The organism is Psychromonas ossibalaenae ATCC BAA-1528, from assembly GCF_000381745.1.
Taxonomy (GTDB): domain Bacteria; phylum Pseudomonadota; class Gammaproteobacteria; order Enterobacterales; family Psychromonadaceae; genus Psychromonas; species Psychromonas ossibalaenae.
The window spans coordinates 40385-55680 of sequence record NZ_KB906999.1; the positions used below are offsets into that span (position 1 = coordinate 40385).

General features: G+C 42.3%; 11 protein-coding genes. 7 read left to right on the forward strand and 4 right to left on the reverse strand.

Annotation, left to right across the window (positions count from 1 at the left end; genetic code table 11):
* Together G327_RS0115455 and G327_RS0115460 are read left to right on the forward strand one after the other, a co-directional pair.
* The gene (locus G327_RS0115455) at positions 1–1203 is read left to right on the forward strand and encodes a hypothetical protein (RefSeq protein WP_019615705.1); all 1203 of its coding nucleotides are present in this window, start codon (positions 1–3) and stop codon (positions 1201–1203) included.
* Positions 1204–1280: 77 nt separating this feature from the next.
* Positions 1281–3617 (forward strand): efflux RND transporter permease subunit, encoded by a 2337-nt coding sequence (locus G327_RS0115460; protein ID WP_019615706.1) that lies wholly within the window; start codon positions 1281–1283, stop codon positions 3615–3617.
* Positions 3618–3755: 138 nt separating this feature from the next.
* On the opposite strand, the gene G327_RS26155 is transcribed toward G327_RS0115460, so the two are convergent.
* Positions 3756–5096, reverse strand: a complete 1341-nt coding sequence (locus G327_RS26155; RefSeq protein WP_019615707.1) for an EAL domain-containing protein — start codon at positions 5094–5096, stop codon at positions 3756–3758.
* A 229-nt stretch (positions 5097–5325) separates the two neighbouring features.
* Here G327_RS26155 and slyA point away from each other — a divergent pair, with 229 nt between their 5' ends.
* The 5 genes from slyA to G327_RS0115490 all read left to right on the forward strand — a co-directional run bounded on the left by slyA (position 5326) and on the right by G327_RS0115490 (position 10623).
* Positions 5326–5793 (forward strand): transcriptional regulator SlyA, encoded by a 468-nt coding sequence (gene slyA / locus G327_RS0115470; RefSeq protein ID WP_019615708.1) that lies wholly within the window; start codon positions 5326–5328, stop codon positions 5791–5793.
* Between the two features lie 13 nt (positions 5794–5806).
* Positions 5807–6865 carry an HlyD family secretion protein gene (locus G327_RS0115475; RefSeq protein WP_019615709.1) on the forward strand — a complete coding sequence of 353 codons (1059 nt, stop codon included), beginning with the start codon at positions 5807–5809 and terminating at the stop codon, positions 6863–6865.
* Positions 6866–6874: 9 nt separating this feature from the next.
* Positions 6875–7903 carry a DUF2955 domain-containing protein gene (locus tag G327_RS0115480; RefSeq protein ID WP_019615710.1) on the forward strand — a complete coding sequence of 343 codons (1029 nt, stop codon included), beginning with the start codon at positions 6875–6877 and terminating at the stop codon, positions 7901–7903.
* Positions 7904–8031: 128 nt separating this feature from the next.
* Positions 8032–8757, forward strand: coding sequence for a substrate-binding periplasmic protein (locus G327_RS0115485; protein WP_019615711.1), 726 nt, complete (start codon positions 8032–8034; stop codon positions 8755–8757).
* 585 nt (positions 8758–9342) lie between these two features.
* Positions 9343–10623, forward strand: coding sequence for a magnesium transporter (locus G327_RS0115490; protein WP_019615712.1), 1281 nt, complete (start codon positions 9343–9345; stop codon positions 10621–10623).
* A 64-nt stretch (positions 10624–10687) separates the two neighbouring features.
* Here G327_RS0115490 and G327_RS0115495 read toward each other — a convergent pair whose 3' ends face one another.
* From G327_RS0115495 to G327_RS24880, 3 genes are all read right to left on the reverse strand, one after another.
* Positions 10688–12313 carry an endonuclease gene (locus G327_RS0115495; protein WP_019615713.1) on the reverse strand — a complete coding sequence of 542 codons (1626 nt, stop codon included), beginning with the start codon at positions 12311–12313 and terminating at the stop codon, positions 10688–10690.
* A 359-nt stretch (positions 12314–12672) separates the two neighbouring features.
* Complete coding sequence (locus tag G327_RS0115500) at positions 12673–14676, reverse strand: sensor histidine kinase (RefSeq protein ID WP_019615714.1); 2004 nt, start codon at positions 14674–14676, stop codon at positions 12673–12675.
* A 271-nt stretch (positions 14677–14947) separates the two neighbouring features.
* The coding region (locus G327_RS24880; protein WP_019615715.1) for an ISAs1 family transposase at positions 14948–15296 on the reverse strand (349 nt) is incomplete at its 5' end.

Below are 15296 nucleotides of genomic sequence, written 5' to 3' on the forward strand. Positions count from 1 at the left end.
ATGTGGTTTAAATGGTCACTGCTCACCATCAGCCTGTTACTAAGCAGCGCAGTTACCTGTTCAGAATTTGAAGCAAATGCCAAGGTCGGTGCCGACAGTCGTTATTTTTTTGAACAGGGCCAGTACCCTGAGCAGTTAGAAAATACACAGCCGGGTTTTTATGCACAGGCGGAAATTTATTACGCCTGGAACAACAGTGCTGATTCCATCACTTTTATCCCTTATTACCGCTATGACAGCGAGGACTCAGAGCGTACTCACGGGGATATCAGAGAGCTTTCCTATATCCATGTCAGTGAAAACTGGGAGCTGCGTGCAGGTATACGGCGGGTATTCTGGGGGGTGACTGAATTTCAGCATTTAGTGGATGTTATTAATCAGACGGACGCAGTAGAAGACATCGACGGAGAAGATAAGCTCGGCCAGCTGATGCTTAATCTGTCCACGGTCAATAACTGGGGCATTGTCGATTATTATCTGCTGCCCGGCTTTAGAGAACGCACCTTTGCCGGCCAGAACGGGCGGTTACGCGGTCCGGCTGCGGTTGATACGGATAATGCAGTTTATGAGTCGTCAGCGGGTAAACAGCATGTCGATCTTGCTCTCCGCTGGTCACACAGCATCGGCGATTTTGATCTCGGCAGCTACTGGTTTCACGGTACTAACCGCGAACCGCTTCTCCAGCCCAGTAGTCAGGAACCGCAAAGCCTGATCCCGTATTATGAGCAGATGGATCAGCTCGGTATTGATATTCAAGCAACCAGCGGCGCCTGGTTATGGAAGTTTGAAAGTATTTACCGCGACACGAGTAAGGATAATTTTGCAGCTGCACAGGCCGGTTTTGAATATACCAGTGTCGGTATTTTCGATTCAGGTGCAGACCTTGGCTGGCTGATGGAATACGCCTGGGATTCTCGCGGGCAGGCAAGTGAAGCTTCCCGCGGCGCGGATCTGCAGAATGATCTGTTTCTCGGAAGCCGTATTGCCCTTAACGATGTACAGAGCAGCGAGCTGTTAATTGGTTTTAGAACAGATATGGAGCACCACAGCAATACCTTTTTAATCGAAGCAAACCGGCGTTTCGGCGACAACTACAAAGTCAGTTTTGATCTGCGCCTGTTTGACAGTAATCAGCCGCAGGATTTTGTTTCCATGCTTAACAATGATGATCATATTCAGCTTTCCGTTGAACGCTATTTTTAATTATCAGGGACACTAACTGCTCTGTAGAGCAGTTAAAAGTTTACATAACGATAACCCAAGTTATCAAAGAGGGATTTATGACCAATTTACTTGCACAAAACCTAGTTAGATGGCGGTGGCTGTTTGCCCTGCTTTCTTTAGTGATCGTTTTCACTATGGCCAGCGGCGCCCGTTTTCTAAGCTTCGCAACGGATTATCAGATCTGGTTTTCAGATGATAATCCGCAGTACCTGGATTTTTCTGAAATTCAGAAAACCTATGTAAAAGCCGATAATGTGGTTATTCTTATCACCCCTAAAGACGGACAGGTTTTTAATCAGAAAACATTAAGCAGCGTAGAATGGCTGACTAATGAAGCCTGGCAGATTCCTTTCTCATCACGGGTAGATTCACTGAGTAATTTTCAATATACCTATGCCTTAGACGATGATTTGGTGGTCGGAGATCTGATTGAAAATGCGGCCGCAAAAAGTGATAAGCAGCTGGCGGAAATAAAACAGATAGCGCTCAACGAACCGCTGCTGCTTAACAGCGCCATTTCGGCAGATGCTAAAGTAACCGCAGTTAATGTCACCATTAATCTGCCTGAAGGCGACTCTGAAGGCAGCCCTAAAGTCATTGCTTATACCCGGAATTTAATCAGCCAGCTAGAGCAGAGTAACCCGGACATTGAAGTACGTTTGACAGGTTTAGTGGCGATGGATAATGCCTTTATGGAAGCCTCAATGGCGGATATGGGGTCTTTAACATTAATCATGTTTGCCCTGATCTTAATCGGCTTATTGTTCTTCCTGCGCAGCATTACAGCAACACTCACTATACTGATGATTATTCTGTTATCAATTGTGTCCACCATGGGATTTGCCGGATGGTTAGGGGTGCAGCTTACTCCGGTTTCAGCCAGTGCGCCGACCATTGTAATGACCATTGTTGTGGCTAATGCCGTGCATATCCTGCTTTCCATGATCCATAATATGCGCGCCGGAATGGAAAAACGTTCTGCATTAAGTGAAAGCCTGCGCGTTAACATGCAGCCGGTAGTACTGGCGACCATCACCACTATGGTTGGTTTTTTAACCATGAACTTTTCTGACGTACCGCCCTTTCACCATCTGGCCAATATGGTAGCTGTCGGCGTACTGATCTCATTTATGCTGTCAATGACACTGCTTCCCTGGCTGCTGATGTTATTTCCGGTGCGTGTCAAAGTCAGTAAAAACAAAACATCTAACGGCATCAAGGTTATCGGCGAATTTGTGATTAACAGACGTAAACAGGTTTTATGGTCAATGACCGGGCTGACAGTGCTGCTGTGTTCACTGATTCCGTTAAACATTGTTAACGACAAAATATGGGAATTTTTTGATCAGTCCGTCGCCTTTAGAGTAGATACTGATTATGCCTCGGATCATCTTACCGGCCCGTATAATATTGAATATGGTTTAGATTCAAACCAGCCCGGCGGTGCCAGTGATCCGGAATATTTACAAGTGCTGGAACAATACCGCAGCTGGTTATATCAGCAGCCGGAAGTCGTTCATGTCAATGTTTTATCGGATATTATGAAACGTCTGAATAAAAACCTGCATGGTGATGACCCGGACTTATACCGTTTACCGGCAGATAGAGAATTAGCAGCACAGTATTTATTACTGTACGAAATGTCACTGCCTTACGGCCTAGACCTTAACAATCAGATTAATGTTGATAAGTCAGGAACACGGGTTACAGTGTCACTGCACAATTTATCAAACAACGAGATGATTGCTTTCAATGCACGGGCAGAAGCGTGGCTGCATAATGCGGCGCCGTGGATAAACGTAACCTCAGGCAGTCCGCAGTTTATGTTTTCACATATTAGTTTACGCACCGTTAAACAGATGACCGGGGGTGTTGCTTTTGCACTGGCACTGATTTCACTGTTGATATTAATCTCGCTGCGTTCACTAAAAATCGGCATTATCAGCCTGGTACCCAACCTTGTACCGCCTTTGATGTCATTCGGACTTTGGGCGCTGCTGGTAGGTGAAATCGGTTTTGCACTGGCTTTATCGGTGAGCATGATTATCGGTATTATTGTTGATGATACGGTGCACTTTCTCAGCAAATATATGCGCGGCCGCCGCGAAAAGCAGCTCAATGCTGAGCAGGCTGTACGTTATGCCTTTACGAATGTCGGCCCGGCATTATTTATTACCACAGCGGTATTAACAGCTGGTTTTTCAGTGCTGATGTTATCAACATTCAAGTTAAACTTTGAATTAGGCTTGATCACGGCAATGACCATCAGTATCGCTTTGGTTGTTGATCTGCTGCTGCTGCCGGCGCTGTTATTAACCTTTGATAAAAAAGAGATTGTTTTAAGCAGTAAACAGGCGCTTGATAATAAAGAGGTTTCATTAGCCGGCGCTTAATACTTCACCAGGCAGGACATTGTATTTACAATGTCCTGCCTTCAACGTTAATACTAAATCAGTCAACAAACGATCCGGCAGATACAGGTGATATCAGCTTTATAATGCAGTTAAGTATTTAACCCCGGCAGCTTCATATTAGATTGTGCAGCGGCTGTTCATTTTCAATATAAATTGCTCTACTGAACAGGGTTCAGCATAATACTGCCCCTGAACCAGTTTACAGCCTAACTCTTTCACTAATTCAGCCTGCTCGGCTGTTTCGACCCCCTCAGCTGCAGTTGTTATTCCAAGCCGATTAGCATTCTCAATAATTGCCTTCACAAGCTTCTTATCACAAGGATTATTGAAAATACTGTTTATATATGCACGGCTTATTTTTAACGTCCGCTCAGAGCTTGTTTTCAGATAAGCTAAAGTCGAATAACCCGTTTGAAATTCATCAATAGCAGCACCAAATCCCAGCATACTTAATTCACTGAATTTCTCTTCTACTTTTTTTGAATCGTTCAATAAAAAGCTTTCTGTAAAATCAAGTTCAATATCTATTGGCAGTGCTCCCTCAGAGAGAACATTATTGAGCAGCTCATGAGTGAAGTTTTTCAGCTTGAGCTGGTGAATTGATATGTTAATTGACAACTTGCCGGATAAAGGAGTCCCGGCATCATTCCATTTTTTTAACTGCAGACAGCTTTGCTTAATTAACCATTGCCCGATGTCCGGTATTACCCCCAGATGCTCGGCAATAGGAATAAATTCATCATGGCTTACGAAACCTAATTCAGAATCGCTCCAACCCAGCAGTACTTTAGCCCCGTAAAAACAGTTACTATCGAGAATAACTGCAGGCTGGTAGAGCAGATGAAACAACTCTTCATATGCTGCTTCTTTTAATTTCTGAGCAATACGGTACTCGCGAACCTCACCGTTCAGCCGCTTATACGAATAACAATACTCTACCTGTTTATCTTCTGCACACAATTTGACAATATCAGAACTACGCAGATCCTCAGAGGCTGTATTTCCATCAGGCAGACAGCGTGCAGTATCAACGTATGGATCTAAATGATGCGCAGCTCCTTCTATGGAAAGCGCTGTTTCAAGGGCCGGGTATAAGCGGGCAGCTGTATCTAAAATCAGCGTTTCAGATTCTCTAATCGATAATGCCGGTATACTGCTGTCAGACTGTGCTAATCTCCATTCTTGAACTGCTGCATGTTTAAATAACTTAGATGCAGCAGTAACTGTCTGCTCATCGGCTAAGCCCGAAAAATTTTTATCCTCCTGGTTAAATCGATTCAGCTCATCAAATATCAAATTATTTTCCTGAGCACTATCAAAGCTTAACAAGTTAATTGATGAAAGCATAAATACGCTTCTATTAAACGGCTGTATTAAGCATTTATAATATGCCGTCCGTTCAGTCTCTAAATTCAGCGAACAAAATTCACAGGGAGCTATATTGGAAGCTTTTTTCATATAAAACACCTTATAGTCGAGAAGCTTCGTTTTTCACGATATTCTCTTCGCTAACATTTCAATCGTTAAATAATACTCTTTCTAAATAACATGCTCTGTTCTTTAAAGAACAAAAGCTTCAGCTAAGCGCTCTCACTTATATTCAAAAATATCAAATTATCACCTTTTATTTTACTTAGCGTGCTAACCAATATACATTAGTTAGCACGCTAAGTTATTAAGGGTTTATATGATTGATGATATTAAAGTATTACAGGAACTGTCGCTGGCCGAGCAGCTGGGCCGTCTTGCGCGTTTATGGCGCACTGCTGCAGATAAAGAACTGGCACCACTTGGATTAACATATTCACGCTGGACCGCGTTATGGAAGCTGAAATCTCTAAAGGATAATGTCAGTCAAAAAACACTCGCTGATGCACTTGAAATTGAATTAGCTTCTCTGATGCGCACACTTAAACAATTAGAAGAACAAGGCCTGATTGTCCGTCACTGCAGTGACAAAGATAAGCGCGTACGCATTGTCAGTCTTACCGTTCAGGGCGGTGAAGTCATCAGTAAAATTGAAACCCACATTATGCAGGTTCGCCACGATTTATTAGCCGGTATTGATGAGGCAGAACTTGCTCAATTTAAAAAAATTATCGAACAAATAGCACGCAACGCATTACACAGATTAAGTGATACAGAAGCACAGTAAGAGAGAAATTAATATGACACCAGAACAAAAATTCAGCCGCTGGATAAAGCTTTCAATGATCCTCTTTGTGATGGTTTTTGCTTATTTTATTTTAGCCGATTTAAAAATGCCGCTGACTCAACAGGCAATGGCGACAAGATCTGTCACTAAAGTTGCACCGCAGCTCAATGGTCACATTACCGCGGTTAACGTTAATAATAATCAGCGGGTTTCTAAAGGTGAGCTGCTGTTTAATATTGATCCGGCCCCCCATCACCTGGCGGTAGAAAAAGCGCGCCTAAACCTGGAACAGACCCGCAAAAGTAATAGACAGCTGGATGCCTCATTAGCAGCTGCTGAGGCAGAAGTGAGAGCTAACAGTATTGTTACAGAGCAGAAACAACGCTATGCGCAGCGCATGAGCTCACTAATCAGCCGCAATGATGTATCGCAGCAGCAGAAAGATGATGCACAAAGCACGGCAACAGCCGCTCAGGCCAGCTTACTGGCGGCCAAAGCACGTTTGAAAGAACTGCAGGTACGCCGCGGCGAACTTGATGAGCAGAACGTCAATCTGCGGGTGGCACAAAACCAGCTTGAGCAGCAGCAGTTAAATTTATCCTATACCCAGGTTAAAGCAGAGCAGGACGGTATTGTCACTAATCTACAGCTTAAGGCCGGAGCTTATGCGGCCACCGGCAAACCGCTGCTTGCTCTGGTTTCCACTGAGCTCGATATCATTGCGGATTTCCGGGAGAAAAGCTCGCGCCAGGCGATAACTGGCGGTCGTGCATTAGTTGCCTTTGACGGTGATCCGGGTCATCTCTATCCAGCCTATATAACAAGCATGGATGCCGGGATCAGCGCCGGTCAGTTTGAGGCCAACGGCAGCCTGGCGACACCAGCAAAGTCAAACCGCTGGGTACGGGATGCGCAGCGTATGCGCATGCATCTGACACTTGACGATGACTATCCGTATACCTTGCCATCAGGGGCGCGGGCAACGGTGCAGCTGCTGCCTGACAATTCTGTTTTTTCTCTACTTGCACAGATGCAGATCAGCCTGCTGAGCTATCTACATTACATCTATTAGGCCGCTGATATGAAATTATGGCATCACTCTTTATCTGAAAATGATATCCGCCAATGCCTGCGCATCGCGACGGGCGCGACATTGGGTTTCACTCTGTGTAAAATTTTCAACTGGAACTACGGCGTATTTTTCACCGTAACCCCGATACTGCTGCTGGGAATGATACCCAAAATGAATAGCCAGGCTGCCAAGCAGTGCATTGCAGCGGCCGTTGTCTGTGGGGTGGAAGTCGGTATTTTAGGCGGTTTATTCGGCAGTCATCCGGTGCTGATGCTGATCATTGCTTTTTTTCTGTTTCTGTATAAATTCGCCTGCATGTCAAAAGGCAGTCTGTTTTTATTCGGTGCACAAAGCGTGCTTAGCTTAAGTATTATGCTGAATTTCGCCAGCTATCCGGCAACAGATCTCAATGAACTTATTTTCACTAATCTCTGGGCAAGTATAATAAGCGTCAGTATCGCATTGTTAATGACAATGCTGATTCCGGACAGTGAAGAAAGAGCAAAATATGCCCCGCAAACTAAACAGTCACAGCGAATGCGCCATGAAGCGCTAATGGGCGCATCAATTGCTGCATTATCATTTCTGCTGTTTCAGATCTTTGACTTAAGCGATTCAATGTCTGCCCAGGCAACAACCCTTCTTCTGTTATTTCCTATGCATTGGAACGGCACATTAAGTTATGCAAGAAAACGTGCCATGGGCACACTGTTAGGGGTTGTGCTCGGGTTAGCCGCTCAACTGTTTTTATACAACTGGTCGGGTGAATTAATATTAGTAATACCGCTGCTGTGGATAGGTTTAATGCTGCTTAGTTATGCACACGTAAAAGAAGACGGCGGTTCCGGTGTGGGATTTGCTGCGCTCACCACCTTAGGCATACTATTCGGGCAGTATCTTGCGCCTGATAATGATCTGGTCTTCAGCGCCCTGTACCGGATCAGCAGTATTTTGTTCGCCATTGTCGCCACTTTACTGTTTTGTTATCTGATCCACCGCTTACTTAATAGTTTCGCAGCGACCCGCTTCGGTCAATAAGTCAAAATCAAATCACCATGGATTCGTGCCCGGCAGTACAGCATTTGCTTAAATATTAAAGGGTGCTTATCCTTTATAATAATAAGTCCTATTACCAAGTAAATGAAGCCTGCCGTCAATGAGCCACTATGAAAATAATTTTATTACTGTCTTTACTACTTAGCCTGAACTGCCAGGCACAAAAAATTAATCTGGTAACTGGAGATTTTCCGCCTTTTGTCGGCAGTCATCTAGAAAACGGCGGTATGGCAGCAGAAATAATTCATCAGGTTTTCACGAATATGGGGCATCAGCCGCAAATCACCTTTAGACCCTGGAAGCGCGGATTTTCTGCAACTATGAACGGCCAGTTCCTAGGCACCTTTCCCTACAGTAAAAACAGTGAACGCGAAAAAACCTTATACTTCTCGGATGTAATGTACGAGCTTCATGAATATTTTTTTACAAAACAGGCCTTTAATTTTACCTATCAAACAGACAATGATTTAACCGGTTTACGAGTTTGTAAACCGATAGGATATAACTTGTTCGGGTTAAAAAAATTAGTGGAAAAGAATGTTATTAAGCTTGCCAGACCCAAAAGCATGGGTCATTGTTTTAAAATGCTGGAATCAGATCGGGTCGATCTGGTAATGACCAATAAAATTGCAGGCTGGAAATTTATTGAAGACCTGTTTGAAAACAGAAACAAATTTAAAATGCTGGAAAATAGTTTTGTTAAAATAGGTCATTATTTTATCATACCCAAAACTAATGCCGAAGGTGAGCAAATAATAAAAAGTTTCAATGAAATATTGAGCAGACTGGCATCAAGCGGTAAAATAAAAACAATTCAAGATAAACATATAAAATAAAAAACAGCAGCAAATCTATTGTTTTTTTGAGTATGTTATAAACAGATGTTTTTATTGACATACATCAAAACAACTTTATACTTTCCAAAAAATTAACTAGGCAAATAAAACTAATGGGTACAGATAGTTGCAGGAAAATCTGCTTTAAAAACAGGAGGACTCACTGCTAATCTGAAACATTATTTAGATTTATCCAGTCTCCCGGCTTACAGCTTTCCTTATTACAATCTAACACCATAGTAAAAAACGGCCAGCCGCTGTTAAACGTCTGAATCAACAATATTCAGCAGCCCCTTAGTCATATTTTTTAATACCAGTGAGAATAACTATCTGCTCATTCAGACAGACTGCTATTTGCACCCTAACCATTCATACGTAGGAGAGCTTTATGCTTAACGATATCCCTCCGAGTAGGGAAAACAGCGCTGGAGGATACTTATGGTAAAATTTAAGCTTTAAATTTTACCTTTGTATTTAATAAAATTCTGATTGTTCAATCAGCAGACACTGTTAATCCCCCCTGTCGTTGTCCCTTTCAAAAATCCAACATCATATATTTAAATCCTATTTTTGGGAGGACTAACCATGTCCACAATTGCAGCTATTACACCAAATTACATTAACCCGCACTGTCCTGCTGATTTTGATTACAGAAGCCATGAACAGCACAACTTTGATACAGACAACAAAAAACGACAATTACTTACTTTTATAAAAAGTTTAACTTCTGAACAGCTTAGTGAATGGCTTTCTGATATGTCACTGCAGCAGTGCTTTTACATCTATAACCCCCTGATTGAACCGGACAGAGCCTATTTAAGAAAGCATATGCCCGTCTGGTTAATGAGCGATATCATAAAGCTGTCTCTTGAGCAGAATCCGGTTATTTCCGTTATATCCAACAGCCCGTTTTTATCTTTAAGCGCAGAAACTTCTGTGTCACAAGCAATTGAACAGATTAAATTACTGGATCCAAGCATTGATAACAAAGTACTGTTTATTGTTGATAAACAAGGTCTGTACTGCGCATTACTGGAATTACATCAGCTATTTGCACATGATGCGGATACCCTGCTTAAAGATATCGGCGAGCCCGCTTCCGGTCACTATGCCGGTTTAGATCAAGAGCAGGCGGTAACATTATTACAGCAAAGCTCATTAGACTGCCTGGCTATTGTGGACGGCAGAGGCCGCCCCGCTGGTTTATTAGGCCCGAAACAGGCTATGCAGGTAATGCGCCAGGAGCAGACTGAAGATGTAGAGCTTTTAATGGGGATTCAAAGCGCTGCTGATCCGGCCCCCTATCTCGATACCCCGGTATTAACGCATGTTAGAAAACGTATTTACTGGATCGCCGGGCTCGCGGCTGTGGGTATTTTATCGGGTATGGTTATTCAAAGTTATGAGGATGCTATCACTGCACTGGTTATTTTAGCATTGTATATGCCGATGGTGGCAGATACGGGCGGCAACGCAGGAAGTCAGGCGGCCACTGTAATTATACGTTCAATGGCGCTAGGAGAGCTTAATATAAAACACTGCTTTGCTGTAATATGGAAAGAGCTGCGCATATCAATTTTTATCGGAGTGGCTTTAGCAGGTGTCTCATATTTAAAAATTCAATTTCTGTCCTTCGGCGTTGAGCTGCCGGACAATTTGTCTCTAAATATGATAGGTTTTGCGATTGCTCTGGCACTGTTCATTCAAGTTGTCACCTCAACCGTTGTAGGAGCTACACTGCCGCTGCTGGCAAAATTCTGTAAGCAGGATCCGGCAGTTGTCGCAAGCCCGGCAATCACCACTATCGTTGACTTGAGTGGTCTGCTGATCTATTTCTATGTGACTTCGCTGCTGCTGTTTATATAAGGTTAATTTGTAATAAAAACGCAGCCGGACGGCTGCGTTTAATCATACATTTTAATTCAAAAAACTACGGGCATGAAGAAGCGTATAACTCTGATGCCCAGCCGCTGTTATCGATGAACGGATTACGGTTTTTCTGCCATTCGAAGATACGGTTGTTACGGCGGCGCTCCCAGTCACTGACAGGATCCTGAAGATGCCAGCTAAGCAGAGTACAAAGATCACCTAATAATGGATCACCTGTAGATGTTGTACCGTCAGCAATGCTCAAATCCGGTGTACCGCTGCTGTCATTGCCCTGATATCTCACATCCATATAAAACACCATGCGTGCGACATCACCTTTCACTTCATCTCTCGGCTCAAAACTGTCATTGTCGGTATAATTACCCGGTGCTTCAGATATCTCACTGCCGCCGGCAGCAAAATCTTTATTACCTCGGCTGCTGTTCACGCTCACATCGGCAGGACGCAGGTGGTGGAAATCGGTATAACCATGCTGACCGCTGGAAGGAAAACCATGGCTTTTAGCCCATACATGTTCACGGTTCCATGCATCTGATGAGTTACTCATACCTGCACGGTTTGTTTTAGCTTCAGAGCGGCCGGTGTACAGTAAAATAACATTATCGCTGTTATTCGGATCTTCATCGGCATAATTTAATCCGTCCCAAACCTGTGAATAGCTAAAACGAGTATGCCCTTTGATAATCTGATTAAGGCTGGATTTCAGTGCAGAGCCGGACTTGCCGATAGCATCACTATAATAAACAGAATAGCTGTAATCACCATTGCTCTCACCACCGGTGTCACCACCGCTTTGCGCAGTATAATTTACTATTAAACTAACACCGCTAAAGCTTTCATAGGCTTCTATATTAATATAATAACGGCCTGTCACCGGTGTCGCCACTGCACACTGTTCGTCATTTCCACTGAGGTAAGGCGCACAGTCGCTTACACTCGTTGTCGGTTCACTGCCCTGACGCATATAAAGATCTGCATCACCTGTTCCACCGCTCATAACAAAACTAAGCTTTGTGGCACCGGCAGGAATATCTGCTGTAAACTTCAGTGTCTGCCCCGCCGACGCTGCTAAATTACTTTTAATCTGACCATTTTCTAGCAGAGCAGGATCTGTTTCACTGCCGCCTGTATCGCCGTTGTTATCGCAGCTAGTCGACAGCGAACCGCTTCCGGGATTTCCTGCATTACTGCTGGCACTCCAGTCAGCCGCAGATTTGCTGTTAACCACGGTTGTTCTATATAGCGACACATTGCGTACATTTAAAGACCAGCCCGACAGCCCGCCTTCCCAGGCAACCACATCAACCTCTTCAGAGCCTTTATTCAAACGTACATAATCACCGGAATTACCTAGGGTCAACGACATAGGAGACTGATCCGGTGTCTCGCCGAAAAGGCTGCTGAATCCGCTCTGATCCGATGCTATCGTAAAGTAAGCACCCGATGCTAAACTGCCTTGGAGATTATAGCTGCTGCTGTTATCACTAAGCTGGTACTGGCTTAAATCTACCGCTTCACAGCCGGCATTAAACAGCTCAACAAATTCCTCAACAGTGTCATTATTTGGAGCGTCATAGAGTACTTCACTTATAAGTACATCGGCATTTACATTAAACGCTAATCCTGCGCAAAGTGCAGTCATAGATAATTTTGATTTATTCATCATAATATATAACTCTTAATCCTTTAATATTTTTCAATACATATACCCGTTAGATCTTCAATTTCATGCTTAGAACCTACTCGCCTCTCGACTTGCTGATTTTTACATTTCGATTGATAACAGGTATACACACACTGACTCTGTGCTCAGATTCAAATGAGGCACAAATTCATAATAAAGGGAGAAATTATTACAGATATATTGATCATATTAGAGTTTGAGTGGTTGGCGCAGTTATATATCACATTTTAATAGCTTACATAACCAAAACATATCAATTACGAATTAAACCCGATTTAACAAACACTTAGCGGTTATTTTACGGAAAGACATACGTTTAAAGAGCACAATAGCAGCTGAGATCATACGATAGGAATTTCCAGTTTGACCTCAGTACCACTTTCAATCGTACTTTTGATTTCAATTGTGCCGTTTAAAATATCTTTGACTGAATGCTGCACAATACTTAAACCTAACCCGGCATTAGTACTGGATTTATTGGTATAAAAAGGTTCAAAAACACTATGCAGATCCTGCTCACTGATACCCTTGCCGTTATCGGAAATTAGAATGGACAGATGCATTTTCCTCATAACAACATTAACATCGATAAGACCCGATTTATCAATATCATATCCATGTGTCAGTGAGTTGCTCAGTATATTATTAATAATCAGGTCAAAGACCGCTGAGTAGCTGTTTATCTCGATATCTTCTTCGCAAGTGAGTGTGATTTTATGCTCTCCAAGGCGCAGCATACTGATACTTTTTTCAATCTCTCTTTTTACATTAAAGCGGTCTTTAGTCAGGGAGACATCATCTCTGGTAAGCAGCTTAAACATATCAATCAGATTAGCAGACCTCTGTAAACCTGACATTAATAATTCGTAGGATTTATCATGCTGGTTAAAAAAAGTTTCAATATTTTTTTTACTAATCTTATGTTCGTTATAGGTTTGATGCAGCTGCGCAACCAGGTCTTCAATATAGGTTGCCGAGGTAATCGAAATACCTAACGGGGTATTGATATTATGAGCAATATCTTTAATAAGGCGGTTAACAGCAGTTAATTTTTCACTTTGAATAATTTCATTCTGCGCTTCATGAAGCTCTTTAGTACGGTCTTTTACTACCTCTTCTAAATTTTCGTTTAAAGCAGCCAGTTTCCCAGAGATATTCTGCCTTCTGATAATTTCTTCATGCAGCTTGGCATTATTAGTTTCCAGGGATTCAATAAAATTATTAAAATGAATACCTAGCTGATTAATCTCATCACCACCGTTTACTGCAACACGTACCGACAAATCGCCGTTTACCCCTTTTAATACTGTTTCTTCAAGTTTTTTAATTGGTTTTATCACCATGGCGCTTATCTTGACTGTCACCGCTGTCATTATAAGCAGAGAGAACAGCAGTGCGATCACAATAATTTTTGTAACATCATTAAGCGCGCCGTAAAAATCAGATTTATAAGCAGAAGAGGCAATGATCCAGTTATATTCTTTTAATTCGGAATAAACTAACACTTTCTTTCTTGATACTTTGTCTGAAGGGTTTTTCCAGTCGTATTCAATAATGCCGTTTTTATTTTTAATGATTTCACTAACAACGGCACCACGCGGATCCTGTTCAGCAATTAAATTACGCCCTTTAAGTGACGGATGAACTAAAAAGGTGCCCTGGTTATCAAGAATAACCGGATAACCATCCTGTCCGAATTTAACACCGGTTACCTGCTGCTCGAAGTCGCTGAGGTTAAGTAAGTCAGAAAATTCACTCCTGTAACTCGATGCACTGACAATCCAGTCCCAGGGCGCAAAATATCTCATATACAATGCTTTGGAACGATCTGTTGTATCTCCAGGATTACTCCACATATACTCAATATAACCATTCTTGTTTTTTATCTGTTTTTTTATAAAGTCATATTGAGAAATATTAGTATACTGCAGCGCCTTATAGGGGTGATATAGAAGTTTGCCAGTACTGTCTAAGATATACATATAACCTGTAGTACCGATTTTTACCGGTCTGATACTGCTAAGCGCCTTTTCTTTAGCCTGCGGCTCACTAAGCTCCCCTTTTTTATATAAATCGTAATAATAGGCGGCATTTTCCAGAGCAACTTCGGAGGTGGTTCTCAGATGAGTTTTTATAGAGGTATCAAGGGCCGTTTTAATCATGCTGTTGATCAGATATGAGCTGTTCTGCAGTTCTGATTCAATATTAGTGGTAATCACTTTTTTAACATTAAACAATATCGCAGAGACAGTAATGCTGATAATAACTAAAAAAACTGTGCTGTATACAACAATCAGACGGCATGTTAATTTGGTCTGTACTAATTTTTGGTATAACCAGTTCATACTCATGCCCTTTATTAGCGTTAATACACAAACCTGCTGATCCTGCCAATCCAGCTGACATTACAGTCACTGCCAAGTTAATAAAATTATTCAAATATGATTAACTATCAGTTACTAAGCATAGTCACAGGAAAAATTATGGCAATAACAATTAACACAATAATCAGCGCCTGAACGACAAAATTCAGCGCATTCAAAAACACTATAAAGAGCAGTACAACGTTTATCTTGAAGTTAGCTATTATGCATTTGCAGACTGATCAGGCCACGGCTAGCGCATTTTAATCCCTGATTCTAAAAGGGCTGAGCGATAGCCATCATCTAGTGCTGCCATCTTTTTTTTTGCAGCTATACTCGCCGACTTTGTCTTATCTTGTTTAAATAAGCCCATCGCTATTTTTCTCATTACATTAAAAGCAAGTGGACCTCGGCCTTTACGAATCCTTGATTCATCTTCTCTAAAAGTCATATCTAGCATCCAGTGCATACTCTCAACCTGCCAATGATTACGGACTGCATGTAGACTTTGTTCTGCGTTTAAGTTCAGTGAACTAATGTACCAACGGGTTTCTGTGGTCTCTTTTCCTGTGGATTTTTCATATACATCCGATGTAACTTTA

What these genes read in the sequence shown, in the direction of transcription:
- G327_RS0115455 (WP_019615705.1), top strand. Translation starts at nt 1, where the DNA reads ATGTGGTTTAAATGGTCACTGCTCACCATCAGCCTGTTACTAAGCAGC.
- G327_RS0115460 (WP_019615706.1), top strand. Translation starts at nt 1,281, where the DNA reads ATGACCAATTTACTTGCACAAAACCTAGTTAGATGGCGGTGGCTGTTT.
- G327_RS26155 (WP_019615707.1), bottom strand. Translation starts at nt 5,096, where the DNA reads ATGAAAAAAGCTTCCAATATAGCTCCCTGTGAATTTTGTTCGCTGAAT.
- slyA (WP_019615708.1), top strand. Translation starts at nt 5,326, where the DNA reads ATGATTGATGATATTAAAGTATTACAGGAACTGTCGCTGGCCGAGCAG.
- G327_RS0115475 (WP_019615709.1), top strand. Translation starts at nt 5,807, where the DNA reads ATGACACCAGAACAAAAATTCAGCCGCTGGATAAAGCTTTCAATGATC.
- G327_RS0115480 (WP_019615710.1), top strand. Translation starts at nt 6,875, where the DNA reads ATGAAATTATGGCATCACTCTTTATCTGAAAATGATATCCGCCAATGC.
- G327_RS0115485 (WP_019615711.1), top strand. Translation starts at nt 8,032, where the DNA reads ATGAAAATAATTTTATTACTGTCTTTACTACTTAGCCTGAACTGCCAG.
- G327_RS0115490 (WP_019615712.1), top strand. Translation starts at nt 9,343, where the DNA reads ATGTCCACAATTGCAGCTATTACACCAAATTACATTAACCCGCACTGT.
- G327_RS0115495 (WP_019615713.1), bottom strand. Translation starts at nt 12,313, where the DNA reads ATGATGAATAAATCAAAATTATCTATGACTGCACTTTGCGCAGGATTA.
- G327_RS0115500 (WP_019615714.1), bottom strand. Translation starts at nt 14,676, where the DNA reads ATGAACTGGTTATACCAAAAATTAGTACAGACCAAATTAACATGCCGT.